20 protein-coding genes and 1 riboswitch are annotated in these 25,130 nt (G+C 56.2%); of the genes, 8 read left to right on the top strand and 12 right to left on the bottom strand.

Annotated elements, in window-relative coordinates:
* Positions 1 to 108 precede the first annotated feature (108 nt).
* Positions 109 to 4,137 (top strand): DNA-directed RNA polymerase subunit beta, encoded by a 4,029-nt coding sequence (gene rpoB / locus AC27FC_RS16765; protein WP_023334099.1) that lies wholly within the window; start codon positions 109 to 111, stop codon positions 4,135 to 4,137.
* Positions 4,138 to 4,213: 76 nt separating this feature from the next.
* Positions 4,214 to 8,437 (top strand): DNA-directed RNA polymerase subunit beta', encoded by a 4,224-nt coding sequence (gene rpoC / locus AC27FC_RS16760; protein ID WP_023309968.1) that lies wholly within the window; start codon positions 4,214 to 4,216, stop codon positions 8,435 to 8,437.
* 115 nt (positions 8,438 to 8,552) lie between these two features.
* On the opposite strand, the gene AC27FC_RS16755 is transcribed toward rpoC, so the two are convergent.
* The 10 genes from AC27FC_RS16755 to AC27FC_RS16710 all read right to left on the bottom strand — a co-directional run bounded on the left by AC27FC_RS16755 (position 8,553) and on the right by AC27FC_RS16710 (position 17,338).
* Positions 8,553 to 8,870 carry a PTS lactose/cellobiose transporter subunit IIA gene (locus tag AC27FC_RS16755; protein ID WP_033146992.1) on the bottom strand — a complete coding sequence of 106 codons (318 nt, stop codon included), beginning with the start codon at positions 8,868 to 8,870 and terminating at the stop codon, positions 8,553 to 8,555.
* The gene (locus tag AC27FC_RS16750) at positions 8,870 to 9,178 is read right to left on the bottom strand and encodes a PTS sugar transporter subunit IIB (protein WP_023334100.1); all 309 of its coding nucleotides are present in this window, start codon (positions 9,176 to 9,178) and stop codon (positions 8,870 to 8,872) included. Before AC27FC_RS16750 ends, AC27FC_RS16755 begins: the two co-directional genes overlap by 1 nt.
* A gap of 180 nt (positions 9,179 to 9,358) precedes the next feature.
* Positions 9,359 to 10,900, bottom strand: coding sequence for a sensor domain-containing diguanylate cyclase (locus tag AC27FC_RS16745; RefSeq protein WP_047059532.1), 1,542 nt, complete (start codon positions 10,898 to 10,900; stop codon positions 9,359 to 9,361).
* A 337-nt stretch (positions 10,901 to 11,237) separates the two neighbouring features.
* Positions 11,238 to 12,365 carry a 2-iminoacetate synthase ThiH gene (thiH, locus tag AC27FC_RS16740; protein WP_196355234.1) on the bottom strand — a complete coding sequence of 376 codons (1,128 nt, stop codon included), beginning with the start codon at positions 12,363 to 12,365 and terminating at the stop codon, positions 11,238 to 11,240.
* Positions 12,362 to 13,132 carry a thiazole synthase gene (gene thiG, locus AC27FC_RS16735; protein WP_196355233.1) on the bottom strand — a complete coding sequence of 257 codons (771 nt, stop codon included), beginning with the start codon at positions 13,130 to 13,132 and terminating at the stop codon, positions 12,362 to 12,364. The genes thiH and thiG overlap by 4 nt, the downstream gene beginning before the upstream one ends.
* A 1-nt stretch (position 13,133) precedes the next feature.
* Positions 13,134 to 13,334: a sulfur carrier protein ThiS gene (thiS, locus tag AC27FC_RS16730; RefSeq protein WP_033146989.1), complete on the bottom strand. Its 201-nt coding sequence runs from the start codon at positions 13,332 to 13,334 to the stop codon at positions 13,134 to 13,136.
* Entirely contained in the window at positions 13,318 to 14,073 is a 756-nt protein-coding gene (gene thiF / locus AC27FC_RS16725) for a thiazole biosynthesis adenylyltransferase ThiF (protein WP_196355232.1), read from the bottom strand. Before thiF ends, thiS begins: the two co-directional genes overlap by 17 nt.
* Positions 14,060 to 14,701 carry a thiamine phosphate synthase gene (thiE, locus tag AC27FC_RS16720; protein WP_196355231.1) on the bottom strand — a complete coding sequence of 214 codons (642 nt, stop codon included), beginning with the start codon at positions 14,699 to 14,701 and terminating at the stop codon, positions 14,060 to 14,062. Before thiE ends, thiF begins: the two co-directional genes overlap by 14 nt.
* Complete coding sequence (gene thiC, locus AC27FC_RS16715; protein ID WP_023309975.1) at positions 14,701 to 16,596, bottom strand: phosphomethylpyrimidine synthase ThiC; 1,896 nt, start codon at positions 16,594 to 16,596, stop codon at positions 14,701 to 14,703. The genes thiE and thiC overlap by 1 nt, the downstream gene beginning before the upstream one ends.
* Before the next feature lie 78 nt (positions 16,597 to 16,674).
* Positions 16,675 to 16,786: riboswitch (TPP riboswitch) on the bottom strand.
* A gap of 54 nt (positions 16,787 to 16,840) precedes the next feature.
* Positions 16,841 to 17,338 (bottom strand): Rsd/AlgQ family anti-sigma factor, encoded by a 498-nt coding sequence (locus tag AC27FC_RS16710; protein ID WP_023309976.1) that lies wholly within the window; start codon positions 17,336 to 17,338, stop codon positions 16,841 to 16,843.
* Between the two features lie 95 nt (positions 17,339 to 17,433).
* Between AC27FC_RS16710 and nudC the strand changes: the two genes are divergently transcribed.
* The 6 genes from nudC to AC27FC_RS16680 all read left to right on the top strand — a co-directional run bounded on the left by nudC (position 17,434) and on the right by AC27FC_RS16680 (position 21,786).
* The gene (gene nudC / locus AC27FC_RS16705; RefSeq protein ID WP_094935702.1) at positions 17,434 to 18,207 is read left to right on the top strand and encodes an NAD(+) diphosphatase; all 774 of its coding nucleotides are present in this window, start codon (positions 17,434 to 17,436) and stop codon (positions 18,205 to 18,207) included.
* 38 nt (positions 18,208 to 18,245) lie between these two features.
* The gene (gene hemE, locus AC27FC_RS16700; protein WP_029742041.1) at positions 18,246 to 19,310 is read left to right on the top strand and encodes a uroporphyrinogen decarboxylase; all 1,065 of its coding nucleotides are present in this window, start codon (positions 18,246 to 18,248) and stop codon (positions 19,308 to 19,310) included.
* 9 nt (positions 19,311 to 19,319) lie between these two features.
* The gene (gene nfi, locus AC27FC_RS16695) at positions 19,320 to 19,991 is read left to right on the top strand and encodes a deoxyribonuclease V (RefSeq protein ID WP_033146984.1); all 672 of its coding nucleotides are present in this window, start codon (positions 19,320 to 19,322) and stop codon (positions 19,989 to 19,991) included.
* Positions 19,992 to 20,032: 41 nt separating this feature from the next.
* A complete protein-coding gene (locus tag AC27FC_RS16690; RefSeq protein WP_033146983.1) occupies positions 20,033 to 20,623 on the top strand; it encodes a YjaG family protein in 591 nt (196 codons plus the stop codon).
* A gap of 186 nt (positions 20,624 to 20,809) precedes the next feature.
* Positions 20,810 to 21,082: a nucleoid-associated protein HU-alpha gene (gene hupA, locus AC27FC_RS16685; RefSeq protein WP_002445246.1), complete on the top strand. Its 273-nt coding sequence runs from the start codon at positions 20,810 to 20,812 to the stop codon at positions 21,080 to 21,082.
* An 11-nt stretch (positions 21,083 to 21,093) separates the two neighbouring features.
* The gene (locus tag AC27FC_RS16680; protein ID WP_033146981.1) at positions 21,094 to 21,786 is read left to right on the top strand and encodes a DUF1481 domain-containing protein; all 693 of its coding nucleotides are present in this window, start codon (positions 21,094 to 21,096) and stop codon (positions 21,784 to 21,786) included.
* Positions 21,787 to 21,841: 55 nt separating this feature from the next.
* Here the strand turns inward: AC27FC_RS16680 and purD are convergent, their stop codons facing one another.
* Both purD and purH read right to left on the bottom strand, forming a co-directional pair.
* Positions 21,842 to 23,134 carry a phosphoribosylamine--glycine ligase gene (gene purD, locus AC27FC_RS16675; protein ID WP_196355230.1) on the bottom strand — a complete coding sequence of 431 codons (1,293 nt, stop codon included), beginning with the start codon at positions 23,132 to 23,134 and terminating at the stop codon, positions 21,842 to 21,844.
* A 15-nt stretch (positions 23,135 to 23,149) separates the two neighbouring features.
* Complete coding sequence (gene purH / locus AC27FC_RS16670; RefSeq protein ID WP_033146979.1) at positions 23,150 to 24,739, bottom strand: bifunctional phosphoribosylaminoimidazolecarboxamide formyltransferase/IMP cyclohydrolase; 1,590 nt, start codon at positions 24,737 to 24,739, stop codon at positions 23,150 to 23,152.
* Between the last annotated feature and the right edge of the window lie 391 nt (positions 24,740 to 25,130).

The raw sequence follows: 25,130 nt of genomic DNA, 5'->3' as shown, positions 1-25,130 counted from the left end.
AACAGGTATTGCGGAAAGTATTCAATTTTCCGGTCCACAAAATGGTGTTGCACAAACTGTCCCTTCGTCGGACAGATGGGTCGACTTGTCAGCGAGCTGAGGAACCCTATGGTTTACTCCTATACCGAGAAAAAACGTATTCGTAAGGATTTTGGTAAACGTCCACAAGTTCTGGACATTCCATATCTCCTTTCTATCCAGCTTGACTCGTTCCAGAAGTTTATCGAGCAAGATCCTGAAGGGCAGTACGGTCTGGAAGCAGCCTTCCGCTCCGTGTTCCCGATTCAGAGCTACAGCGGTAACTCCGAGCTGCAGTACGTCAGCTACCGCCTTGGCGAACCGGTGTTTGACGTTCAGGAATGTCAGATCCGTGGCGTGACCTATTCCGCACCGCTGCGCGTAAAACTGCGTCTGGTGATCTACGAGCGCGAAGCGCCGGAAGGCACCGTAAAAGACATTAAAGAACAAGAAGTCTACATGGGTGAAATTCCACTCATGACAGACAACGGTACTTTCGTTATCAACGGTACTGAGCGTGTTATCGTTTCCCAGCTGCATCGTAGCCCGGGCGTCTTCTTCGACAGCGATAAAGGTAAAACACACTCTTCCGGTAAAGTACTGTATAACGCACGCATCATTCCTTACCGTGGTTCATGGCTGGACTTCGAGTTCGATCCGAAAGACAACCTGTTTGTCCGTATCGACCGTCGTCGTAAGCTGCCTGCAACCATCATTCTGCGTGCGCTGCAATACACCACTGAACAGATCCTGGACCTGTTCTTTGAGAAAGTGATCTTTGAAATCCGCGACAACAAGCTGCAGATGGAGCTGGTGCCGGAACGTCTGCGTGGCGAGACCGCGTCGTTCGACATCGAAGCCGACGGCAAAGTGTATGTGGAAAAAGGTCGCCGTATCACCGCGCGCCACATCCGCCAGCTGGAAAAAGATGATATCAAACTCATCGAAGTTCCGGTTGAGTACATTGCAGGAAAAGTAGCCGCGAAAGATTACGTTGATGAGTCAACGGGTGAGCTGATCTGCCCAGCGAACATGGAGCTGAGCCTGGATCTGCTGGCTAAGCTGAGCCAGTCTGGCCACAAACGTATCGAAACGCTGTTCACCAACGATCTGGACCACGGCGCGTATATCTCTGAGACTATTCGCGTCGACCCAACCACCGATCGTCTGAGCGCGCTGGTAGAAATCTACCGCATGATGCGTCCTGGTGAGCCACCAACTCGCGAAGCGGCGGAAAGCCTGTTCGAGAACCTGTTCTTCTCCGAAGACCGCTACGATCTGTCCGCGGTTGGTCGTATGAAGTTCAACCGTTCTCTGCTGCGCGACGAAATCGAAGGTTCCGGTATCCTGAGCAAAGACGACATCATCGAAGTGATGAAGAAGCTCATCGATATCCGTAACGGTAAAGGCGAAGTGGACGATATCGACCACCTCGGCAACCGTCGTATCCGTTCCGTAGGCGAAATGGCGGAAAACCAATTCCGCGTTGGCCTGGTACGTGTAGAGCGTGCGGTGAAAGAGCGTCTGTCTCTGGGCGATCTGGATACCCTGATGCCTCAGGATATGATCAACGCCAAGCCGATTTCTGCAGCAGTGAAAGAGTTCTTCGGTTCAAGCCAGCTGTCTCAGTTCATGGACCAGAACAACCCGCTGTCTGAGATTACGCACAAACGTCGTATCTCTGCACTCGGCCCAGGCGGTCTGACCCGTGAACGCGCAGGCTTTGAAGTTCGAGACGTACACCCGACGCACTACGGTCGCGTATGTCCAATCGAAACGCCTGAAGGTCCAAACATCGGTCTGATCAACTCCCTGTCCGTGTACGCACAGACTAACGAATACGGTTTCCTCGAGACCCCGTACCGTAAAGTGACTGACGGTGTTGTAACCGACGAAATTCACTACCTGTCTGCTATCGAAGAAGGCAACTACGTTATCGCTCAGGCGAACTCCAACCTGGATGACGAAGGCCACTTTGTAGAAGATCTGGTTACCTGCCGTAGCAAAGGCGAATCAAGTCTGTTCAGCCGCGACCAGGTTGACTACATGGACGTATCCACCCAGCAGGTGGTATCCGTCGGTGCGTCCCTGATCCCGTTCCTGGAACACGATGACGCCAACCGTGCATTGATGGGTGCGAACATGCAACGTCAGGCCGTTCCAACTCTGCGCGCTGATAAGCCGCTGGTTGGTACCGGTATGGAACGTGCTGTTGCCGTTGACTCCGGTGTTACTGCGGTTGCTAAACGTGGTGGTACTGTTCAGTACGTCGATGCATCCCGTATCGTTATCAAAGTTAACGAAGACGAGATGTATCCGGGCGAAGCAGGTATCGACATTTATAACCTGACCAAATACACCCGTTCTAACCAGAACACCTGTATCAACCAGATGCCTTGCGTATCTCTGGGTGAGCCAGTTGAGCGCGGCGACGTGCTGGCAGACGGTCCGTCCACCGACCTCGGTGAACTGGCGCTCGGTCAGAACATGCGCGTAGCGTTCATGCCGTGGAATGGTTACAACTTCGAAGACTCCATCCTCGTCTCCGAGCGTGTGGTTCAGGAAGATCGTTTCACCACCATCCACATTCAGGAACTGGCATGTGTGTCCCGTGACACCAAGCTGGGGCCAGAAGAGATCACCGCTGACATCCCTAACGTGGGTGAAGCTGCGCTCTCCAAACTGGATGAATCCGGTATCGTTTACATCGGTGCGGAAGTGACCGGCGGCGACATTCTGGTTGGTAAGGTTACGCCTAAAGGTGAAACCCAGCTGACGCCAGAAGAGAAACTGCTGCGTGCAATCTTCGGTGAGAAAGCGTCTGACGTTAAAGACTCTTCTCTGCGCGTACCAAACGGTGTTTCCGGTACGGTTATCGACGTTCAGGTCTTCACCCGTGATGGCGTTGAGAAAGATAAGCGTGCGCTGGAAATCGAAGAGATGCAGCTCAAACAGGCTAAGAAAGACCTGTCTGAAGAACTGCAGATCCTCGAAGCGGGTCTGTTCAGCCGTATCTATGCGGTGCTGGTTGCCGGTGGCGTTGAAGCTGAGAAGCTCGACAAACTGCCACGCGATCGCTGGCTGGAACTGGGCCTGACCGACGAAGAGAAACAAAATCAGCTGGAACAGCTGGCTGAGCAGTATGACGAACTGAAACACGAGTTCGAGAAAAAACTCGAGGCGAAACGCCGCAAAATCACTCAGGGCGACGATCTGGCACCAGGCGTGCTGAAGATTGTTAAGGTGTATCTGGCCGTTAAGCGTCAGATCCAGCCTGGTGATAAGATGGCAGGTCGTCACGGTAACAAGGGTGTTATCTCTAAGATCAACCCGATCGAAGATATGCCGCACGATGCTAACGGTACGCCGGTAGATATCGTACTGAACCCGCTGGGCGTACCGTCTCGTATGAACATCGGTCAGATCCTGGAAACTCACCTGGGTATGGCTGCGAAAGGTATTGGCGACAAGATTAACGCCATGCTGAAGCAGCAGGAAGAAGTCGCGAAACTGCGCGAATTCATCCAGCGTGCCTACGATCTGGGTACTGACGTGCGTCAGAAAGTCGACCTGAATACCTTCAGCGATGAAGAAGTACTGCGTCTGGCTGAGAACCTGAAAAAAGGTATGCCAATCGCAACGCCGGTCTTCGATGGTGCGAAAGAAGCTGAAATTAAAGAGCTGCTGCAACTGGGTGGTCTGCCAACGTCTGGTCAGATTACGCTGTTTGACGGCCGTACCGGTGAACAGTTCGAGCGTCCGGTAACCGTAGGTTACATGTACATGCTGAAACTGAACCACCTGGTCGACGACAAGATGCACGCTCGTTCTACCGGTTCTTATAGCCTGGTTACTCAGCAGCCGCTGGGTGGTAAGGCACAGTTCGGTGGTCAGCGCTTCGGGGAGATGGAAGTGTGGGCGCTGGAAGCATACGGCGCGGCATACACCCTGCAGGAAATGCTCACCGTTAAGTCTGATGACGTGAACGGTCGTACCAAGATGTATAAAAACATCGTGGACGGCAACCATCAGATGGAGCCGGGCATGCCAGAATCCTTCAACGTACTGTTGAAAGAGATTCGTTCGCTGGGTATCAACATCGAACTGGAAGACGAGTAATTCTCGCTCAAACAGGTCACTGGTGCCGGGTTAACCCCCGGCACCAGATTGTGCTAACTCCGACGGGAGCAAATCCGTGAAAGATTTATTAAAGTTTCTGAAAGCGCAGACTAAAACCGAAGAGTTTGATGCGATCAAAATTGCTCTGGCTTCGCCAGACATGATCCGTTCATGGTCTTTCGGTGAAGTTAAAAAGCCGGAAACCATCAACTACCGTACGTTCAAACCTGAGCGTGACGGCCTTTTCTGTGCGCGTATTTTCGGGCCAGTAAAAGATTACGAGTGCCTGTGCGGTAAGTACAAGCGCCTGAAACACCGTGGTGTGATCTGTGAGAAGTGCGGCGTTGAAGTGACCCAGACCAAAGTGCGTCGTGAGCGCATGGGCCACATCGAGCTGGCGTCTCCGACCGCTCACATCTGGTTCCTGAAATCTCTGCCGTCCCGTATCGGTCTGCTGCTGGATATGCCGCTGCGCGATATCGAACGTGTTCTGTACTTCGAATCTTATGTGGTTATCGAAGGCGGGATGACGAACCTGGAACGTCATCAGATCCTGACTGAAGAGCAGTATCTGGACGCGCTGGAAGAGTTCGGTGACGAATTCGATGCGAAGATGGGTGCGGAAGCTATTCAGGCCCTGCTGAAGAGCATGGATCTGGAGCAAGAGTGCGAGCAGCTGCGTGAAGAGCTGAACGAAACCAACTCCGAAACCAAACGTAAAAAGCTGACCAAGCGTATCAAACTGCTGGAAGCGTTCGTTCAGTCTGGTAACAAACCAGAGTGGATGATCCTGACCGTTCTGCCGGTTCTGCCGCCAGATCTGCGTCCACTGGTTCCGCTGGATGGTGGTCGTTTCGCAACGTCCGATCTGAACGATCTGTATCGTCGCGTTATCAACCGTAACAACCGTCTGAAACGTCTGCTGGATCTGGCTGCGCCGGACATCATCGTACGCAACGAAAAACGTATGCTGCAGGAAGCGGTTGACGCCCTGCTGGATAACGGTCGTCGCGGTCGTGCGATCACCGGTTCTAACAAACGTCCTCTGAAATCTTTGGCCGACATGATCAAAGGTAAACAGGGTCGTTTCCGTCAGAACCTGCTCGGTAAGCGTGTTGACTACTCCGGTCGTTCTGTAATCACCGTAGGTCCATACCTGCGTCTGCATCAGTGCGGTCTGCCGAAGAAAATGGCACTGGAGCTGTTCAAACCGTTCATCTACGGCAAGCTGGAACTGCGTGGCCTGGCCACCACCATCAAAGCCGCTAAGAAAATGGTTGAGCGTGAAGAAGCTGTCGTTTGGGATATCCTGGACGAAGTTATCCGCGAACACCCGGTACTGCTGAACCGTGCACCAACTCTGCACCGTTTGGGTATCCAGGCATTTGAGCCAGTCCTGATCGAAGGTAAAGCTATCCAGCTGCACCCGCTGGTTTGTGCGGCATATAACGCCGACTTCGATGGTGACCAGATGGCTGTTCACGTACCGCTGACGCTGGAAGCCCAGCTCGAAGCGCGTGCGCTGATGATGTCTACCAACAACATCCTGTCCCCAGCGAACGGTGAACCTATCATCGTTCCTTCTCAGGACGTTGTATTGGGTCTGTACTACATGACCCGTGACTGTGTTAACGCCAAAGGCGAAGGCATGGTGCTGACTGGCCCGAAAGAAGCTGAGCGTATTTATCGCGCTGGCCTGGCCTCTCTGCATGCGCGCGTTAAAGTGCGTATCACCGAATACGAAAAAGATGAAAACGGCGAATTCGTTGCGAAAACCAGCCTGAAAGACACGACCGTTGGCCGTGCTATTCTGTGGATGATCGTACCGAAAGGTCTGCCTTTCTCCATCGTCAACCAGGCGCTGGGCAAGAAAGCGATCTCCAAAATGCTGAACACCTGTTACCGCATTCTGGGTCTGAAGCCGACCGTTATCTTCGCTGACCAGACAATGTATACCGGCTTTGCTTATGCAGCGCGTTCAGGTGCATCTGTTGGTATCGATGACATGGTCATCCCAGAGAAGAAACACGAGATCATCTCTGAAGCGGAAGCCGAAGTTGCTGAGATCCAGGAGCAGTTCCAGTCTGGTCTGGTTACCGCGGGCGAACGCTATAACAAAGTTATCGATATCTGGGCAGCGGCGAACGATCGTGTATCCAAAGCGATGATGGATAACCTGCAGACCGAAACCGTGATTAACCGTGACGGCGTAGAAGAGCAGCAGGTTTCCTTCAACAGCATCTACATGATGGCCGACTCCGGTGCGCGTGGTTCCGCAGCACAGATTCGTCAGCTGGCAGGTATGCGTGGTCTGATGGCGAAGCCAGATGGCTCCATCATCGAAACGCCAATCACCGCGAACTTCCGTGAAGGTCTGAACGTACTCCAGTACTTCATCTCCACCCACGGTGCTCGTAAGGGTCTGGCGGATACCGCACTGAAAACTGCGAACTCCGGTTATCTGACGCGTCGTCTGGTTGACGTTGCGCAGGATCTGGTTGTGACCGAAGACGATTGTGGCACCCTCGAAGGTATCACCATGACCCCGGTTATCGAGGGTGGTGATGTTAAAGAGCCACTGCGCGATCGCGTTCTGGGTCGTGTAACCGCGGAAGACATTCTGAAGCCGGGTACTGCAGACATTCTGGTTCCACGCAACACGCTGCTGCACGAGCACTGGTGTGACCTGCTGGAAGCGAACTCTGTTGACTCCGTGAAAGTACGTTCCGTTGTATCCTGTGACACCGACTTTGGTGTATGTGCGCACTGCTATGGTCGTGACCTGGCGCGTGGCCACATCATCAACAAAGGTGAAGCAATCGGCGTTATCGCGGCACAGTCCATCGGTGAGCCGGGTACACAGCTGACGATGCGTACGTTCCACATCGGTGGTGCGGCATCTCGTGCGGCTGCTGAATCCAGCATCCAGGTGAAAAACAAAGGTAGCATCAAGCTCAGCAACGCGAAGTCTGTTGTTAACTCCGCTGGCAAGCTGGTTGTGACCTCTCGTAACACCGAGCTGAAGCTGATCGACGAATTCGGTCGTACCAAAGAGAGCTATAAAGTGCCTTACGGTGCGGTTATGGCGAAAGGTGATGGCGAGCAGGTTGCCGGCGGTGAAACCGTTGCAAACTGGGATCCACACACCATGCCGGTTATCACCGAAGTAAGTGGTTTCATCCGCTTCACTGACATGATCGACGGCCAGACCATTACTCGTCAGACCGACGAGCTGACCGGTCTGTCTTCTCTGGTGGTTCTGGATTCTGCTGAACGTACTACCGGTGGTAAAGATCTGCGTCCTGCACTGAAAATCGTTGATGCTCAGGGTAACGACGTTCTGATCCCGGGTACCGACATGCCTGCGCAGTACTTCCTGCCAGGTAAAGCGATCGTTCAGCTGGAAGATGGCATTCAGATCGGTGCGGGTGATGCTCTGGCGCGTATTCCACAGGAATCCAGCGGTACCAAGGATATCACCGGTGGTCTGCCACGCGTTGCGGACCTGTTCGAAGCACGTCGTCCGAAAGAGCCTGCAATCCTGGCTGAAATCAGCGGTATCATCTCCTTCGGTAAAGAGACCAAAGGGAAACGCCGTCTGGTTATCACTCCAGTAGATGGCAGCGAACCGTACGAAGAGATGATTCCTAAGTGGCGTCAGCTCAACGTGTTCGAAGGTGAACGTGTAGAACGTGGTGACGTGGTTTCCGATGGTCCAGAAGCTCCGCACGACATTCTGCGTCTTCGTGGCGTCCACGCGGTAACGCGTTACATCACCAACGAAGTACAGGACGTTTACCGTCTGCAGGGCGTTAAGATTAACGATAAGCACATCGAAGTTATCGTTCGTCAGATGCTGCGTAAAGCAACCATCGAAAACGCAGGCAGCTCCGAGTTCCTGGAAGGCGAGCAGGTTGAATACTCACGCGTCAAGATCGCTAACCGCGAACTGGAAGCGAACGGCAAAATCGGTGCGACCTTCTCGCGCGATCTGCTGGGTATCACCAAAGCGTCTCTGGCAACCGAGTCCTTCATCTCTGCAGCATCGTTCCAGGAAACGACTCGTGTCCTGACCGAAGCCGCTGTTGCAGGTAAACGTGATGAACTGCGCGGTCTGAAAGAGAACGTCATCGTGGGTCGTCTGATCCCGGCGGGTACCGGTTATGCGTACCACCAGGATCGTATGCGTCGTCGTGCTGCGGGCGAACTGCCAGCTGCACCGCAGGTAACTGCTGAAGATGCATCCGCGAGCCTGGCAGAACTGCTGAACGCAGGTCTGGGCGGTTCCGACAACGAGTAATCGTTGATGCCCGGTGATGAGCATTACCGGGCATGTGCCTCGTAGGTCGGGTAAGCTCAGTGCCACCCGACAATAAAAAACCCGCCTCGGCGGGTTTTTTTACATCTGTAGGTTATCAGTTCACCAACGGGATCCGACGATAAAGCTCAATCATATCGCCCGCCAGATCCTGAATGACCATCGCGTTCATCAGGTGATCCTGAGAGTGGACGGTGATCAGGTTAACCGGAAGCTTCCCGGTCCCTTCGTCAAAACCGATAAGCTGCGTCTGGATCGTGTGCGCATGCTTCACATATTCGCGCGACTCTTCCATCGCTTTTTCTGCTTCGTCAAACTCACCTTTACGCGCCATCTGTAGCGCCGTCAGGGCCGCACTGCGCGCCGCGCCTGCGTTGACCAGCAGTTCCATTATCGTAGTTTCTAAGTCTTCCATTATGACTCCAGAAGTTTGAGCGCTTTTTCCAGGACGGCATCGCCTTTCATCATGCCGTAATCCATCATGTCGATCACCGCGACCTTTTTACCCAGCGGCTCGGCCTGCGCCTGGAGTTTAGCCTGCTCGTATTTAACCTGTGGCCCCAGCAATACGATGTCGGCCGTCGCGATGTTGTCTTTAAACTCCGCAACCGGAACGGCTTTAATGGTGACTTCAACCCCTTTTTTCTGCGCGGCGTCTTTCATACGTTGAACCAGCATGCTGGTTGACATTCCCGCTGCACAGCATAAAACGATGTTCTTCATAATCAGCCTCGATCTACATGTGTTTATTGATAATTATCCCGTGCAGAGCGCTTCAACAACCGGTTTACCGCGATTGTGTGTCAGGCATCACAAAGAAACCGGCGATTTTCTGAAACCGGTTACAATTTTACATTGTCGGGTACCCGGCCCGTGGAAACGGGCAGGGTGAAAGTGGGAGGATTAGCTGATGGACGTTCGATTGATGCGGTTTTTGCCCTGCTGTTTGGCGCTGTAGAGGGCGCTATCAACGCTTCCGACAAATTGCTCCAGCGGTTCAAAATGCCACTCCCCAAGACCGCCGCTGAATGTAACCCGCAGGTTTTCTTCTCGCCAGACGCGTTTTTCAACTGCGGTACGCCAGGCTTCCAGCAATGAGAGCGCAGACGTCATCTGCTCAGCCTGGAAGATTACCGCGAACTCTTCTCCACCGTACCGGTAAATCGAGACGTGATGTGGCTGCATAATCTGGATCCCTTCGCGGGCCACGTTGCGCAGAACGATATCACCGGTCAGGTGGCCCAGCGTGTCGTTAATCGACTTGAAGTTATCGATGTCCACCAGCGCCAGCGCGAAAGGCTGCTGGGCATTCAGCAGCTCCGCGATATCGCTATCGAACGCGCGGCGGTTTTTACAGCCCGTCAGCGCATCGTGAGTGGCCTGGCGCACATAGGCCATCTCACGCTCTTTATTGGACTGGATAGTGTGGCTCAGCATCGCTTCCAGGCGCGGCGCTTCGCTGACGTCGCCGGTTTTGATGGCATTGATAATGTGCATCAGCACGGTACGCGAGGCGTGACGGAGGTATAAGCCGAAGAGGATGATGATAATGGCCGCCAGCGCAAACCCCCAGCCAACAATCGTTGTTTCGTGGCGGGTGATATCGGTGAGCGTCTCGCCAGAGACCCGGTAGATGACAAACCAGTCCGGATTGGTAAACGAGTAGTAGTAGTACCAGGCGTTGCTTTTCTTATCGTAAAGGTGGCCTTCGCCGCTGGTCATTTTGTCCATCAGCGCTTCGCTCACGTATTGTTTGAAGAGCGCGCCTGTATCCGGGTGAAGCACAACGGCGCCGTCGCGTTCAACGACGAAGAATTCTCCCTGGACGGGCGCCACCATCTGACGCAGGGTGAAGCCCATTGACGTCAAATCGAGATGAAACGCGATCGTTCCCTTCAGTCTTCCTTCGGGTGAAATCAAGGGTTTATAAAGTGTGACCGTCGGATGGCCGGTGAAATAGTCCATGTACGGGCGAGTATAGTGGCTGAAGATACTGGCTTCGGCCTGAGCGATAAACCACGGCCGCGTCCGGGGATCGAAGGTTTTACTCTTCTCCGTGGGGAGCACTTCCGGCGCGCGGAGATAATGCCCCTGCGTGTCCGCCAGCGAGATGGAGGACACGGTCGGCATCAGGTTTTGCAAATGCATCATCATCTGCAGCCCCTGCGTCGGGTTGACGTTGAGCGTCTCGTTTAGCCTGTCGTCGCGGGCAAAGTACATCGCGGAACGGCCCAGGATATAGTCGTTTTCACGCAGGATAGATTCGGTATAGTTCACCGCCAGGTTGTGCGTGAAATTGCTGTTTATCTTATGATAATCCTCAAGAAAATCCTTTCGTTGCGAAAGCGTCACCGCGATCGCGATCACCGCAAAACTGCAGAGGATCCCCGCGAAGCTGAGCATGATTGGCCGGGTAAAAGAGAGCTTTTTGCTGTGAAGTGCCATGAGCTGTACATCGTTCCTGATGGTGAATACTTTTCGTCTGCCGATATCCTCTCAGCATAGTCGCTGTCCTGCGGTTAGCGGTGAATTATACGACACACGATTTCTGGCGGGATGATTTATCTTAAGAACCATTAAGAAAATACTTATTCAACCTGCTGGCGGCCGTGTGCGCAATGAACCAGAGGCAGGGCGAAACGAGGAAGAAGCTTTTCGCCCTGGTCAGCATCCGTTGCTGACCGTGTGACAATAAAAAACCGGACGATCGCTGACAACCACCCGGTTTTGCCTTTTCGTCGCGCCTCGACAATTTTTTATGGTGTTGCAGCGCGTTTCATCGTCATTGCGAGGCTCTTCCCAGCCAGCTGTCCCAGTCTTTCCAGACAGGCTGAAGACCCTGCGCCGTCAGGGCTGCGGCGACCGCTTCCGGACGTCGTCCGTCATGCGGCACAAATTGCTCCAGCTCCGGGCGATCGTCTGCGTAGCCGCCAGGCTGCGTTTTGGAAAACGCGCTGACGTTGTTAATCGCAAGCGGGATAACGCGATCGCGAAACGCCGGGGATTCACGCGTTGAGAGTGATAACTCCACTTCCGGGGCGAGCAGGCGAAACGCACAGATGGCCTGCACCAGCTGGCGTTCATCCATCAGCGAAGCCGGTTCAATCCCGCCCGCGCAAGGCCTCAGGCGCGGGAAGGAGATGGAATAACGGCTCTGCCAGTAGTGCTGCTGAAGCCACAGCAAATGTTCCGCCACCATGTAACAATCTACCCGCCAGCTGTCAGAGAGCCCGATCAGCGCGCCCAGACCGATTTTGTCGATCCCCGCGCGACCCAGCCTGTCCGGCGTTTCCAGGCGGAAAAAGAAATCCTGTTTCTTGCCCTTCAGGTGATGCCGGGCGTACGTCGCCTCGTGATAGGTTTCCTGGTAGACCATGACCCCGTCCAGCCCGAGGGTTTTGAGCTCCGCGTACTCCTCCTGCGCCAGGGGCTGTACTTCCATCTGCAGCGACGCAAACTGACGACGAATGGCGGGAAGGTGCTGACGGAAATAGTCCATTCCCACTTTTCCCTGATGCTCGCCCGTGACCAGCAGAAGATGTTCAAAGCCCATTTCACGAATGGCCGCGCACTCGCGGGCGATCTCACCTTCATCGAGCGTTTTACGTTTGATGCGGTTGCTCATGGAAAAACCGCAGTAGGTGCAGTCATTGGCGCACAGGTTTGAGAGATAGAGCGGCACGTAGAAGCTCACCGTGTTGCCAAAACGCTGGCGGGTGAGCCGCTGCGCTCGCTGGGCCATCGGCTCGAGGTACGCGCTGGCCGCCGGGGAGAGCAGGGCCATCAGATCCTCGCGGGTCAGATGGCGGGCATGCAGCGCGCGCTCCACGTCAGCCGCCGTTTTGCTGTTAATGCGCAGGGCAATGTCGTCCCAGTTAAGCTGCCGCCAGCGATCGGTAAACGTGCTCATGAGATCGCCTCCAGAAAACCGGTCAGCGGGCTGGTGGCCTGCGCCTGGAAACTGCGCGAGCCGGGACCGGATTCCCTTGCCAGCAGGCCAGCCTCTACGGCCATGCGGAACGCACGCGCCATCATGACCGGATCGTCGGCAACCGCGATGGCCGTGTTGACCAGCACCGCGTCGGCGCCCATCTCCAGCGCCTGCGCGGCATGGCTGGGCACGCCAATGCCCGCATCAACCACCACCGGCACGGTAGCTTGCTCAATAATGATTTCCAGCATTGCGCGGGTTTCAAGCCCCTGATTGGAGCCAATGGGGGCACCCAGCGGCATGACGGCGGCGCACCCGACCTCTTCCAGCCGTTTACACAGAACAGGGTCGGCGCCGCAGTAAGGCAGGACGGTAAACCCTTGCTGCACCAGCTTTTCCGCCGCTTTCAGCGTTTCGATGGGGTCGGGCAGCAGCCAGCGGGCGTCAGGATGAATTTCCAGCTTCAGCCAGCGGGTGCCGAGCGCCTCGCGGGCCAGCTGCGCGGCAAAAATCGCCTCTTCGGCCGTTTTGGCACCGGAGGTGTTGGGCAGCAGCGTGACGCCAGCCTCCAGTAAAGGCGCCAGAATGGCATCGTTGTGATGGCGCAGATCCACGCGCTTGAGCGCCAGCGTCACCAGCTGGCTGCCGCTTTCGCGAATGGCATCCACCATCAGCTGCGGCGAGGCGAATTTTCCGGTTCCGGTAAACAGATGTGAATCAAAGACTTTATCGGCAATACGTAACATCTCAGCCCCCTGCGATAACCTGAAACAGCAGGATCTGGTCGCCGTCATTGACCTGCTGATGTTCCCACTGCTCGCGCGGCAGGATCTGTTGATTGAGCGCCAGCGCCGTTCCCGGCTTGAGCTGGCGCAGCTTGTCGAGCAGTGCCGCAACGGTGAGCCCGTCGTCGCATTTCATCGGCTCATCGTTAAACAGAATGCGCATCGCGGCCTCCGCATACCGGGCAGCGGCTGGCGCGGTGTAACGCCAGATGGCGCCAGCCGCTGGAGCGGGCATCAAACAGCCGCAGCGTATTGCGTTCCGTCTCCATGCCGCTGAGCAGCTTGATGGCCTCCAGCGCCTGCATTGTGCCCATTACGCCGACCACCGGACCAAGAATGCCCGCCGTACGGCAGTTGCGCGCCGGCTCTGCATCATCCGGCCACAGGCAGCGATAGCAGCCCTGCGACCACGGCGGGGTCAGGACCATCATCTGCCCGCCGAAACCCACCGCGCTGGCGGTGATAAGCGGCGTATTATTTTCCACGCAGGCGGCGTTAATCGCCTGGCGCGTCGCCATGTTGTCCGTGCAGTCCAGCACCACGTCGGCAAGGGCGACCTCACGGCGCAGGTTTTCACCGCTGAGCCGATCCTGCAGGGCAATCAGCGCGATATCCGGGTTGAGCTGGTTCAGGCGCTGCCGGGTAATTTGCGCTTTTGGCTGGTTGATATCCTCGGTGGTGAAGAGGATTTGTCGCTGCAGGTTGCTGAGGTGAACCTCGTCGTCGTCGGCCAGCACCAGCGTACCGATACCTGCACCAGCCAGATAAAGCGCGGCGGGCGCGCCTAGCCCGCCCAGACCGACAATCAGCACCCGGCTGGCGAGCAGCTTTTGCTGTCCGTCGATGGCGATATCTTCCAGCAGGATCTGACGGCTGTAGCGCATAAAATCACGATCGTTCATCACCCGCTCCTGCCAGCTGTAACAGCTGTTCGGTGGCGAACCGCCAGTCTGCGGCCTGGGTGATGGCGCTGACGACGGCGATACTGCCGACGCCGGTCTCCAGCACCGCCGGGGCGCGTTCAAGGCTGATTCCGCCAATGGCGACGGTAGGGTAATCGGCAAGGCGTTTAACGTGACTCGCCAGCTGCGTCAGACCCTGCGGTGCGGAGGGCATCTGCTTGGTTTGCGTCGGGAAGATGTGACCCAGCGCGATGTAAGAGGGACGGGCCGCCAGCGCCACGTCGATCTCCATGTCATCGTGCGTTGAAACGCCAAGACGCAACCCGGCTTCGCGGATAGCGCTCAGATCCGTTGTTTCCAGATCCTCCTGACCCAGATGCACGCCGTACGCCTGGTGCTTAACGGCCAGCCGCCAGTAATCGTTGATAAACAGACGGGCGTTATGCCGACGGCCAAGCGCGATGGCGGCAGCCACATCGGCTTCCACCTCGTCATCGCGTTTATCCTTGATGCGCAGCTGGATCGTTCGAACGCCTGTCTCCAGCAGGCGCTCTATCCACTCCACGCTGTCCACCACCGGATAGAGCCCTAAACGGTAGGGGACGGGCGGGAAATCGGGCTTATACATTACGCCTCCTCTTTTTTGAGGTAGATTTCGCCGCCTTTGGCACGGAAGGTTTCAGACATGTCCGCCATACCCACTTCAATGGTCTGCGCGGCGGCGTAGTCGCGCACCTCCTGGCTGATTTTCATCGAGCAGAACTTCGGCCCGCACATAGAGCAGAAATGTGCGACTTTGCCTGATTCCTGCGGCAGGGTTTCGTCGTGATAGGCGCGGGCGGTGAACGGGTCCAGCGCCAGGTTGAACTGGTCTTCCCAGCGGAATTCGAAGCGCGCCTTCGACATGGCGTTATCGCGGATTTGCGCGCCCGGGTGGCCTTTGGCCAGATCCGCCGCGTGGGCGGCAATTTTGTAGGTGATCAGCCCCTGCTTCACGTCCTCTTTGTTTGGCAGGCCGAGGTGCTCTTTCGGCGTTACGTAGCAGAGCATGGCGCAGCCGAACCAGCCGATCATCGCCGCGCCAATGCCCGACGTGAAGTGGTCATAGCCCGGCGCAATATCAGTGGTCAACGGCCCCAGGGTATAGAACGGTGCTTCGTGGCAGTGCTCCAGCTCCTCGGTCATGTTGCGGCGGATCATCTGCATCGGCACGTGGCCCGGGCCTTCAATCATCACCTGCACGTCATACTCCCAGGCGATTTTGGTCAGTTCGCCCAGCGTGTGCAGCTCGGCAAACTGCGCTTCGTCGTTCGCGTCGCGAATAGAGCCCGGACGCAGGCCGTCGCCCAGCGACAGAGAGACATCGTACGCGGCGCAGATTTCGCAAATTTCGCGGAAGTGTTCGTAGAGGAAGTTTTCCTGATGATGGGACAGGCACCACTTCGCCATGATGGAACCGCCGCGCGAGACGATGCCGGTCAGACGCTTCGCGGTCATCGGCACGTAGCGCAGCAGCACGCCCGCGTGAATGGTGAAGTAGTCCACGCCCTGCTCGGCCTGCTCCAGCAGCGTGTCGCGGAACGCTTCCCAAGTAAGGTCTTCGGCGATGCCGTTGACCTTTTCCAGCGCCTGATAAATCGGTACGGTGCCAATCGGTACCGGGCTGTTACGCAGGATCCATTCGCGGGTTTCGTGAATATAGCGGCCAGTGGAGAGATCCATTACCGTGTCCGCGCCCCAGCGCGTGGACCAGACCAGCTTCTCCACCTCTTCTTCGATGGAGGAGGTGACGGCCGAGTTACCGATGTTAGCGTTGACCTTCACCAGGAAGTTGCGGCCGATAATCATCGGCTCGGATTCCGGGTGGTTGATATTAGCAGGGATAATCGCGCGGCCTGCGGCCACTTCGTCACGCACAAATTCCGGCGTGATGTTCTCCGGTAGGCGAGCGCCAAAGCCTTCACCCGGATGCTGATAGCGCAGCACTTCGCTACGGATGCGCTCGCGACCCATGTTTTCGCGAATGGCGATGAACTCCATCTCCGGCGTGACGATGCCCCGGCGCGCGTAGTGCAGCTGGGTCACGCATTTGCCCGCTTTAGCGCGTTTTGGCGTCAGCAGGCCGGTAAAGCGCAGCTCGTCCAGGCCGTCGTCGGCCAGGCGCTCTTTGGTATACGCAGAACTCAGGACGCTCAGCTCTTCGCAGTCGTTACGCGCGTCAATCCACGGCTGGCGCAGCTTAGCCAGACCCTGCTGGACGTTGATGGCAACATCAGGATCGCCGTAAGGACCGGAGGTGTCATATACCGGCACGGCTTCGTTGTCTTCATACTGCGGGTTATCTTTGCTGCCGCCGATAAGCGTCGGGCTAAGCTGAATTTCGCGCATTGGGACGCGGATATCGGCCTGCGAGCCGGAAATGTAGATGCGTTTCGAGTTCGGGAAAGCGGTGCCTTCCAGCGTGTCGATGAAGTGTTGGGCCTGTGCGCGCTGTTCGCGGCGGGTCAGTTTTGCAGTAGACATAGCTCATTCCAAAAGTGAAGGACATGGCTTGTCAGACGACGGATGAAGCAAGAGAGGATCGCCCTCAGGCGATACAACAGCAGTGTGACTCTTGTTCCCTTCGCAGGTATTAGCCTGATCAGGTTCCGCGGATCCCGAATTAACGGTCTCAGCCCGCGCTTTCAGGCGCTGGGCACTCCGACAAGAAAAATCCCCCTCGTGAGAGGGGCGAATGGTTGTAAATTACTCGTTAACGGTGAAGAACTCAAGCAGGGCGCGCGACGTTCTCTTCGTTACTGATGTTCAAATCGTTGTCCAGCACGAGGGCGATCAGCTTATCTTCCAGCGTGAATCGCTCTTCCAGCGCTTCACCGAGGTCGGATAGCGCCTGCTGAAACTCAAGATAGTTATCGTGGTCGATAGCGTTCTCGAGCGCGGAATCATAGTAATCCATGATCTGCTGGGTGTTGGCTTCCAGAAGGGGATAGAGCTTGCTGGCCGCTAAATACGGCGTTGTCCCTTCCATTTCGCGGATAATGCGTTCATAAATATTGAAATGGCCGTCGGACAGATAGTCGACCAGGCCCTGACAAAAATCATCCAGCGCTTTTTCATTCAGTCGCATAAACGATTCTTTGCCAGGCTTAATACCGACCAGATTGTAATAAGCCACGAGTAGATGCTTGCGTACATGTAGCCAGCGATCCACCAGTTTGTTATTTCCTCTAACGCGCTCAGTCAGGCTTTGCAGCTGGTTTAACATGGTCGACTCCGCAAAATGTAGGATTGAATCTGCTTATCCAGAATGTAACCACAATGCTAACAACATGTCAGTGAAGCGAAGGTAGTGCAATAGATATGGATCGTATTATTGAAAAATCAGATCTTGGTTGGTGGATCGTCAGTCACGAACAAAAATTATGGCTTCCTGCCGGGGAAATCCCCTACGGTGCAGCTGAGGCGTTCGATCTCGTCGGCCAGCCTGCGCTGAAGATCGGCGAGTGGCAGGGTGAGCCGGTGTGGTTGATCCAACAGCCCCGCCGCCAGGATATGGGATCGGTGCGCCAGGTGCTGGATCTGGACGTGGGGCTGTTCCAGCTGGCGGGGCGCGGCGTGCAGCTTTCTGAGTTTTACCGCTCGCATAAATACTGCGGCTACTGCGGTCATACCATGCGTCCGAGCAAAACCGAGTGGGCGATGCTCTGCAGCCACTGCCGCGAACGCTACTATCCGCAGATTGCGCCGTGCATTATCGTCGCTATCCGCCGGGAGGATTCCATCCTGCTGGCGCAGCATACCCGCCATCGCAACGGCATTCACACCGTGCTGGCCGGCTTCGTCGAGGTGGGCGAAACGCTGGAGCAGGCGGTAGCGCGCGAGGTGATGGAGGAGAGCGGGATCAAAGTGAAGAACCTGCGCTACGTTACCTCCCAACCGTGGCCGTTCCCGCAGTCTCTGATGACGGCATTTATGGCCGAATACGACAGCGGCGAGATCGTTATCGACCAGAAAGAGCTGCTGGAAGCAAACTGGTATCGCTACGACGATCTACCGCTGTTGCCTCCGCCGGGCACCGTGGCACGTCGGCTGATAGAAGATACCGTGGCGATGTGTCGGGCCGAGTATGAGTAGTGTTACACTGAGGCCATGACGCTTAAGGAACTGCAAAAATGACCGAACTGAAGAACGATCGTTATCTGCGTGCGCTGCTGCGCCAGCCCGTTGATGTCACCCCGGTATGGATGATGCGCCAGGCGGGACGCTATCTCCCGGAGTACAAAGCCACGCGCGCGCAGGCGGGCGATTTTATGTCGCTGTGCAAAAATGCCGAGCTGGCCTGCGAAGTGACGCTCCAGCCGCTGCGCCGCTTCCCGCTGGATGCTGCGATCCTCTTCTCGGATATTCTGACCATTCCGGATGCAATGGGCCTTGGCCTGTACTTCGAAACCGGTGAAGGTCCGCGTTTCACCTCCCCAATCAAAAGCAAAGCCGACGTGGATAAGCTGCCGATCCCCGATCCGGAAGGCGAGCTGGGCTACGTGATGAACGCCGTGCGCACCATTCGCCGCGAGCTGAAAGGTGAAGTGCCGCTGATTGGCTTCTCCGGCAGCCCGTGGACGCTGGCGACCTATATGGTGGAAGGGGGCAGCAGCAAAGCCTTTACCATGATTAAAAAGATGATGTACGCCGAGCCGCTGGCCCTGCATGCGCTGCTCGACAAGCTGGCGAAGAGCGTCACCCTCTACCTGAACGCGCAGATTAAGGCGGGTGCGCAGTCGGTGATGATTTTCGATACCTGGGGCGGCGTGCTGACAGGGCGCGATTATCAGCAGTTCTCCCTGTACTACATGCACAAAATCGTCGACGGCCTGCTGCGTGAAAACGAAGGCCGCCGCGTGCCGGTGACGCTGTTCACCAAAGGTGGCGGCCAGTGGCTGGAAGCGATGGCGGCAACCGGCTGCGACGCGCTGGGCCTCGACTGGACGACCGATATCGCCGATGCGCGTCGTCGCGTGGGCGACAAAGTGGCGCTGCAGGGCAATATGGACCCGTCCATGCTCTATGCGCCGCCAGCGCGCATTGAAGAAGAAGTGTCGACTATACTGTCTGGTTTCGGCCAGGGTGAAGGCCACGTCTTTAACCTCGGCCACGGCATTCATCAGGATGTGCCGCCAGAACACGCAGGCGTATTTGTGGAGGCGGTGCATCGGCTTTCTGCCCAGTATCACAAGTAAGGAGTGGTTATGGATCTCGCGTCGCTACGCGCTCAACAAATCGAACTGGCCTCATCGGTGATCCGCGAGGATCGTCTGGATAAGGATCCTCCGCAGTACATTGGCGGAGCAGACGTCGGATTCGAGCAGGGTGGGGAAGTGACGCGAGCGGCGATGGTGGTACTGAAATACCCTTCGCTTGAGCTGGTGGAGTTCAAGGTTGCGCGTATCGCGACCACCATGCCGTACATTCCGGGCTTTCTCTCCTTCCGCGAATATCCCGCGCTGCTGGCAGCGTGGGAGCAACTCTCGCAAAAACCTGACCTGCTGTTTGTCGATGGACACGGTATCTCACACCCGCGCCGTTTAGGCGTTGCCAGCCATTTTGGTCTGCTGGTGGATGTGCCGACCATTGGCGTTGCCAAGAAACGCCTGTGCGGCGCATTTGAACCTCTTTCTGCCGAGCCGGGCGCGCTGGCGCCGCTTATCCATAAAGGTGAACAGCTGGCGTGGGTCTGGCGCAGCAAGGCACGCTGTAATCCGCTCTTTATCGCCACGGGGCACCGGGTTAGCATGGACAGCGCCCTGGCGTGGGTGCAGCGCTGCATGAAGGGCTACCGCTTGCCGGAGCCGACGCGCTGGGCAGACGCCGTGGCATCTTCGCGTCCGGCTTTTGTTCGTTGGCAGGAAATTCAGCGATGATTCAGGTAAACTGCGCCTAATTTTCGATTCGAGAGATCATCATGCTACAAAACCCGATTCACCTGCGCCTTGAGAAACTTGAAAGCTGGCAGCACGTGACGTTTATGGCTTGCCTGTGCGAGCGCATGTATCCCAACTATGCCGCGTTCTGTAAGGAGACGGGCTTTGGTGATGGCCATATCTACCGCCGCATTCTGGATCTGATCTGGGAAACGCTGACGGTGAAAGACGCGAAGGTGAACTTCGACTCCCAGCTGGAAAAGCTGGAAGAGGCGATTCCGGCTGCGGATGATTTTGACCTGTACGGTGTCTATCCGGCGATTGATGCCTGCGTGGCGTTAAGCGAACTGCTCCACTCCCGTCTGAGCGGTGAAACGCTGGAGCACGCAATTGAAGTCAGTAAGGCGTCTATTACGACCGTCGCGATGCTGGAAATGACCCAGGAAGGTCGCGAGATGACCGACGAAGAGCTGCGTGCGAACCCGGCGGTTGAGCAAGAATGGGACATTCAGTGGGAAATTTTCCGCCTGCTGGCAGAGTGTGAAGAACGCGATATTGAGCTGATAAAAGGGCTGCGCGCGGACTTACGAGAGGCTGCGGAGAGCAATATTGGTATAATTTTTAACCAATGAGACAATAAATCTTGAGATAACGCCCGTTTTGTCGCTCCTCGACTCTTCCCTTTCGCCCCTTGTCTGGTCTACATTTGGGGGGCGAAAAAAAGTGGCTATCGGTGCGTGTATGCAGGAGAGTGCTTTTTTGGCATTTTCGTCGCACTCGATGCTTAGCAAGCGATAAACACATTGAAAGGATAACTTATGAACAAGACTCAACTGATTGATGTAATTGCGGACAAGGCTGATCTGTCTAAAGTGCAGGCTAAAGCTGCTCTGGAATCTACCCTGGCTGCTATTACTGAGTCTCTGAAAGAAGGCGATGCTGTGCAACTGGTTGGTTTCGGTACCTTCAAAGTGAACCACCGCGCTGAGCGTACTGGCCGCAACCCGCAGACCGGTAAAGAAATCAAAATCGCCGCAGCTAACGTGCCGGCATTTGTTTCTGGTAAAGCACTGAAAGACGCTGTTAAGTAAGACGCGTGGCAGTGAACAGTTTTAGCGAAGGGGCGGCAACGCCCCTTTTGTCTTTCTGGCGTGGAACGCTCGCGCTGGCAGGCATGCTGCTGCTGTCAGCCTGCAGCCACGACACCTCCCTGCCGCCGTTTACCGCCAGCGGCTACGCGGACAACCAGGGCGCGGTCAGGATCTGGCGCAAAGATTCCGGCGGCGAAGTGCATCTGCTTTCTGCCTTCAGCCCGTGGCATAACGGCAATACGTCAACTGCGGAATATCGCTGGCAGGGAGATGACCTGTCGCTGATTGAACTGAACGTCTACAGCAAGACCCCCGAACACGTGAAAGTGCGTTTTGACGACCATGGTGAGCTGAGCTTTATGCAGCGCGAAGTCAGCGGCCAAAAACAGCAGCTTTCCAGCGATCAAATCGCCCTCTACCGTTATCGTGCCGAACAAATCCGCCAGACCAGCGATGCGCTTCGTCTGGGACGCGTTGTGCTGCGCCAGGGGCGCTGGCATGCCGATGGGACGGTGACAACCTGCGAAGGACAGACGGTCAAGCCTGAGCTCGAATCCTGGGCAACAGAACACATTCAGCGCCGTCAGCGTCATTCATCAATGGAGGTGAGTGTGGCGTGGCTGGAAGCGCCGGAAGGCTCTCAGCTGTTGCTGGTGGCGAACGAAGACTTCTGCACCTGGCAGCCGACGGAAAAAAGTTTTTGATTTAAATCCCCTCTCCCTTGAGGGAGAGGGTTAGGGTGAGGGTGAGGGTGTGAAATTACTCGCCCTGCTCGCGCGCAATTGCACGATAACCGATATCCTGACGGCTAAAGCTGCCGTTCCAGTGAATATCCGCCATCAGCGCATAGGCGCGTTTCTGCGCTTCTGCCACGGTATGGCCCAGCGCGGTTGCACACAGCACGCGTCCGCCGTTGGTGAGGACGCGATCGTCGTCAGCCAGCTTCGTACCCGCATGGAACACCTTCGCACCGTCAATCTCTTCCAGCGGCAGGCCGTGGATTTCATCCCCGGTGTTGTAGTTGCCCGGATAACCGCCTGCAGCAATCACCACGCCCAGAGACGCACGCTCGTCCCACTCTGAGGTTTTCTCGTCGAGCTTGCCTTCGCAGGCTGCCAGACACAGTTCCACCAGATCGGATTTCATGCGCAGCATGATGGGCTGCGTTTCCGGATCGCCAAAGCGGCAGTTGAATTCGATGACCTTAGGGTTACCCTGCTTGTCGATCATCAGACCCGCATAGAGGAAACCGGTGTAGGTGTTGCCTTCCGCCGCCATCCCTTTCACGGTTGGCCAAATGACGCGATCCATGGTGCGCTGGTGGACTTCATCAGTCACTACCGGAGCGGGGGAGTAAGCGCCCATTCCGCCAGTATTCGGGCCGGTATCGCCATTGCCCACGCGCTTGTGATCCTGGCTGGTGGCCATCGGCAGAACGTGCTCGCCGTCGACCATCACGATAAAGCTGGCCTCTTCACCGTCGAGGAACTCTTCGATCACGATGCGGTGGCCCGCGTCGCCAAAGGCGTTACCCGCCAGCATATCCTGAACCGCGGCTTCCGCTTCTTCGAGCGTCATCGCCACGATCACGCCTTTACCGGCGGCCAGGCCGTCGGCCTTGATCACAATCGGCGCGCCTTTTTCACGCAGGTAGGCCAGGGCTGGCTCCACTTCGGTGAAGTTCTGATATTCCGCCGTCGGGATGTTATGACGCGCGAGGAAATCTTTGGTGAAGGCTTTGGAGCCTTCCAGCTGCGCGGCGCCTTCCGTAGGCCCGAAGATTGTCAGACCCGCCGCGCGGAACGTATCGACGACGCCAATCACCAGCGGCGCTTCCGGGCCCACAATCGTCAGATCGATTTTCTCGCTCTGGGCAAAGCTCAGCAGCGCCGGGATATCGGTCACGCCAATAGCCACGTTCTGCAGCGCGGGTTCCAGCGCGGTACCGGCGTTGCCCGGTGCCACGAAGACTGTTTTCACCCGCGGAGACTGCGCCGCTTTCCACGCCAGAGCGTGCTCGCGTCCGCCGTTACCAATCACTAATACTTTCATTTTCTGCTCCGGGAATTAATGGCGGAAGTGGCGCATGTCGGTGAAGATCATTGCAATGCCATGTTCGTCGGCAGCGGCAATCACTTCGTCGTCGCGAATTGAGCCGCCAGGCTGGATCACACAGGTGATGCCCACTGCAGCCGCCGCGTCGATACCGTCACGGAACGGGAAGAAGGCGTCAGAAGCCATGGCGGAGCCTTTTACTTCCAGACCTTCATCGCCTGCTTTAATGCCCGCGATTTTCGCGGAGTAAACGCGGCTCATCTGGCCTGCGCCTATCCCGATAGTCATGTTTTCTTTGGCGTAGACGATGGCGTTGGATTTGACGAACTTCGCGACCTTCCAGCAGAACAGCGCGTCACGCAGTTCCTGCTCGGTAGGCTGGCGTTTCGTTACCACGCGCAGGTCGGCTTCTGTCACCATACCCAGATCGCGGTCCTGAACCAGCAGGCCGCCGTTCACGCGCTTGAAGTCCAGGCCCGGCACGCGTTCTGCCCACTGGCCGCAAACCAGCACGCGCACGTTCTGTTTTGCCGCGGTGATTTTCAGCGCTTCTTCGGAGGCCGATGGCGCGATGATCACTTCAACAAACTGGCGGGAGATGATGGCCTGCGCGGTTTCAGCATCCAGCTCGCGGTTGAAGGCGATAATGCCGCCGAACGCGGAGGTCGGGTCGGTTTTGTACGCGCGGTCGTAGGCATCCAGAATAGAGGTGCTCACGGCAACGCCGCATGGGTTCGCATGCTTGACGATAACGCAGGCCGGCTCGCTGAACTCTTTCACGCATTCCAGCGCGGCGTCGGTGTCAGCAATGTTGTTATAGGAGAGCGCTTTGCCCTGAACCTGCTGAGCGGTCGCAACAGAGGCTTCTTTTACCTCTTCTTCTATATAGAAGGCAGCCTGCTGGTGGCTGTTCTCACCGTAACGCATATCCTGCTTCTTAATGAAGTTCAGATTCAGGGTGCGCGGGAAGCGGCCAGAAGGATCTTTGCTTTCACCGTGGTAAGCAGGCACCAGGCTACCGAAGTAGTTGGCGATCATGCTGTCGTACGCCGCGGTGTGCTCGAAGGCTTTGATGGCGAGGTCGAAACGCGTTTCCAGAGTCAGTGACCCTTCGTTGGCATCCATCTCATTAATAATGGTGTTGTAATCGCTGCTCTTTACGACGATGGCCACATCTTTATGGTTCTTGGCCGCGGAGCGCACCATGGTTGGGCCGCCGATATCAATATTCTCTACGGCATCTTCCAGAGAACAGCCTTCGCGAGCAACGGTCTGGGCAAACGGGTAGAGGTTAACGACAACCATGTCGATTGGGGCGATGTCATGCTGTTCCATAATGGCGTCGTCCTGACCGCGACGGCCAAGAATACCGCCGTGCACTTTCGGGTGCAGAGTTTTGACGCGTCCATCCATCATTTCCGGGAAACCGGTGTAATCGGACACTTCGGTTACCGGCAGACCTTTATCTGCTAACAGGCGAGCGGTACCGCCTGTAGAAAGCAGCTCCACACCGCGTGCGGAAAGTGCCTGAGCGAATTCGACGATACCGGCTTTATCAGAAACACTGAGCAGAGCGCGGCGGACTGGACGACGTTGTTGCATGGTAAATCCCCTGGATTTCACGATTACAGAGAGCGTTAGATGAATTTTCCTGCGAAAAACTCATCTAACACACCTGACGGGGCATCCTTATTAAGCGCGAGCATTTTAACGAAAACGTTTGCGCAACGCTCGCACATTTTCACTTTTTCGTATCATTGTGGATAAGTCTGTGTGTAAAAAGGTATAAGGCGGGGTTTTGCTGTGGAATGCAGCAGTCAGTCATTTTTCTGACATTTAGCGGTTGCGGCCTGCTGAGAACTCCCTATAATGCGTCTCCATCGACACGGCGGATGTGAATCACTTCACAAACAAGCCGGTCGGTTGAAGAGAAAAATTCTGAAATAACGGGTTGACTCTGAAAGAGGAAAGCGTAATATACGCCACCTCGCAA

The sequence above is a fragment of the Enterobacter sp. C3_dUdeg genome, assembly GCF_057536195.1.
Note: the sequence above shows the minus strand (reverse complement) of the source record. Positions and strands in the feature narration are given on the sequence as shown.

What these genes read in the sequence shown, in the direction of transcription:
- nudC (WP_094935702.1), top strand. Translation starts at nt 17,434, where the DNA reads ATGGATCGTATTATTGAAAAATCAGATCTTGGTTGGTGGATCGTCAGT.
- thiC (WP_023309975.1), bottom strand. Translation starts at nt 16,596, where the DNA reads ATGTCTACTGCAAAACTGACCCGCCGCGAACAGCGCGCACAGGCCCAA.
- AC27FC_RS16690 (WP_033146983.1), top strand. Translation starts at nt 20,033, where the DNA reads ATGCTACAAAACCCGATTCACCTGCGCCTTGAGAAACTTGAAAGCTGG.
- purH (WP_033146979.1), bottom strand. Translation starts at nt 24,739, where the DNA reads ATGCAACAACGTCGTCCAGTCCGCCGCGCTCTGCTCAGTGTTTCTGAT.
- AC27FC_RS16755 (WP_033146992.1), bottom strand. Translation starts at nt 8,870, where the DNA reads ATGGAAGACTTAGAAACTACGATAATGGAACTGCTGGTCAACGCAGGC.
- hupA (WP_002445246.1), top strand. Translation starts at nt 20,810, where the DNA reads ATGAACAAGACTCAACTGATTGATGTAATTGCGGACAAGGCTGATCTG.
- AC27FC_RS16750 (WP_023334100.1), bottom strand. Translation starts at nt 9,178, where the DNA reads ATGAAGAACATCGTTTTATGCTGTGCAGCGGGAATGTCAACCAGCATG.
- nfi (WP_033146984.1), top strand. Translation starts at nt 19,320, where the DNA reads ATGGATCTCGCGTCGCTACGCGCTCAACAAATCGAACTGGCCTCATCG.
- AC27FC_RS16745 (WP_047059532.1), bottom strand. Translation starts at nt 10,900, where the DNA reads ATGGCACTTCACAGCAAAAAGCTCTCTTTTACCCGGCCAATCATGCTC.
- thiF (WP_196355232.1), bottom strand. Translation starts at nt 14,073, where the DNA reads ATGAACGATCGTGATTTTATGCGCTACAGCCGTCAGATCCTGCTGGAA.
- thiH (WP_196355234.1), bottom strand. Translation starts at nt 12,365, where the DNA reads ATGAGCACGTTTACCGATCGCTGGCGGCAGCTTAACTGGGACGACATT.
- thiS (WP_033146989.1), bottom strand. Translation starts at nt 13,334, where the DNA reads ATGCGCATTCTGTTTAACGATGAGCCGATGAAATGCGACGACGGGCTC.
- rpoB (WP_023334099.1), top strand. Translation starts at nt 109, where the DNA reads ATGGTTTACTCCTATACCGAGAAAAAACGTATTCGTAAGGATTTTGGT.
- thiG (WP_196355233.1), bottom strand. Translation starts at nt 13,132, where the DNA reads ATGTTACGTATTGCCGATAAAGTCTTTGATTCACATCTGTTTACCGGA.
- AC27FC_RS16710 (WP_023309976.1), bottom strand. Translation starts at nt 17,338, where the DNA reads ATGTTAAACCAGCTGCAAAGCCTGACTGAGCGCGTTAGAGGAAATAAC.
- hemE (WP_029742041.1), top strand. Translation starts at nt 18,246, where the DNA reads ATGACCGAACTGAAGAACGATCGTTATCTGCGTGCGCTGCTGCGCCAG.
- purD (WP_196355230.1), bottom strand. Translation starts at nt 23,134, where the DNA reads ATGAAAGTATTAGTGATTGGTAACGGCGGACGCGAGCACGCTCTGGCG.
- thiE (WP_196355231.1), bottom strand. Translation starts at nt 14,701, where the DNA reads ATGTATAAGCCCGATTTCCCGCCCGTCCCCTACCGTTTAGGGCTCTAT.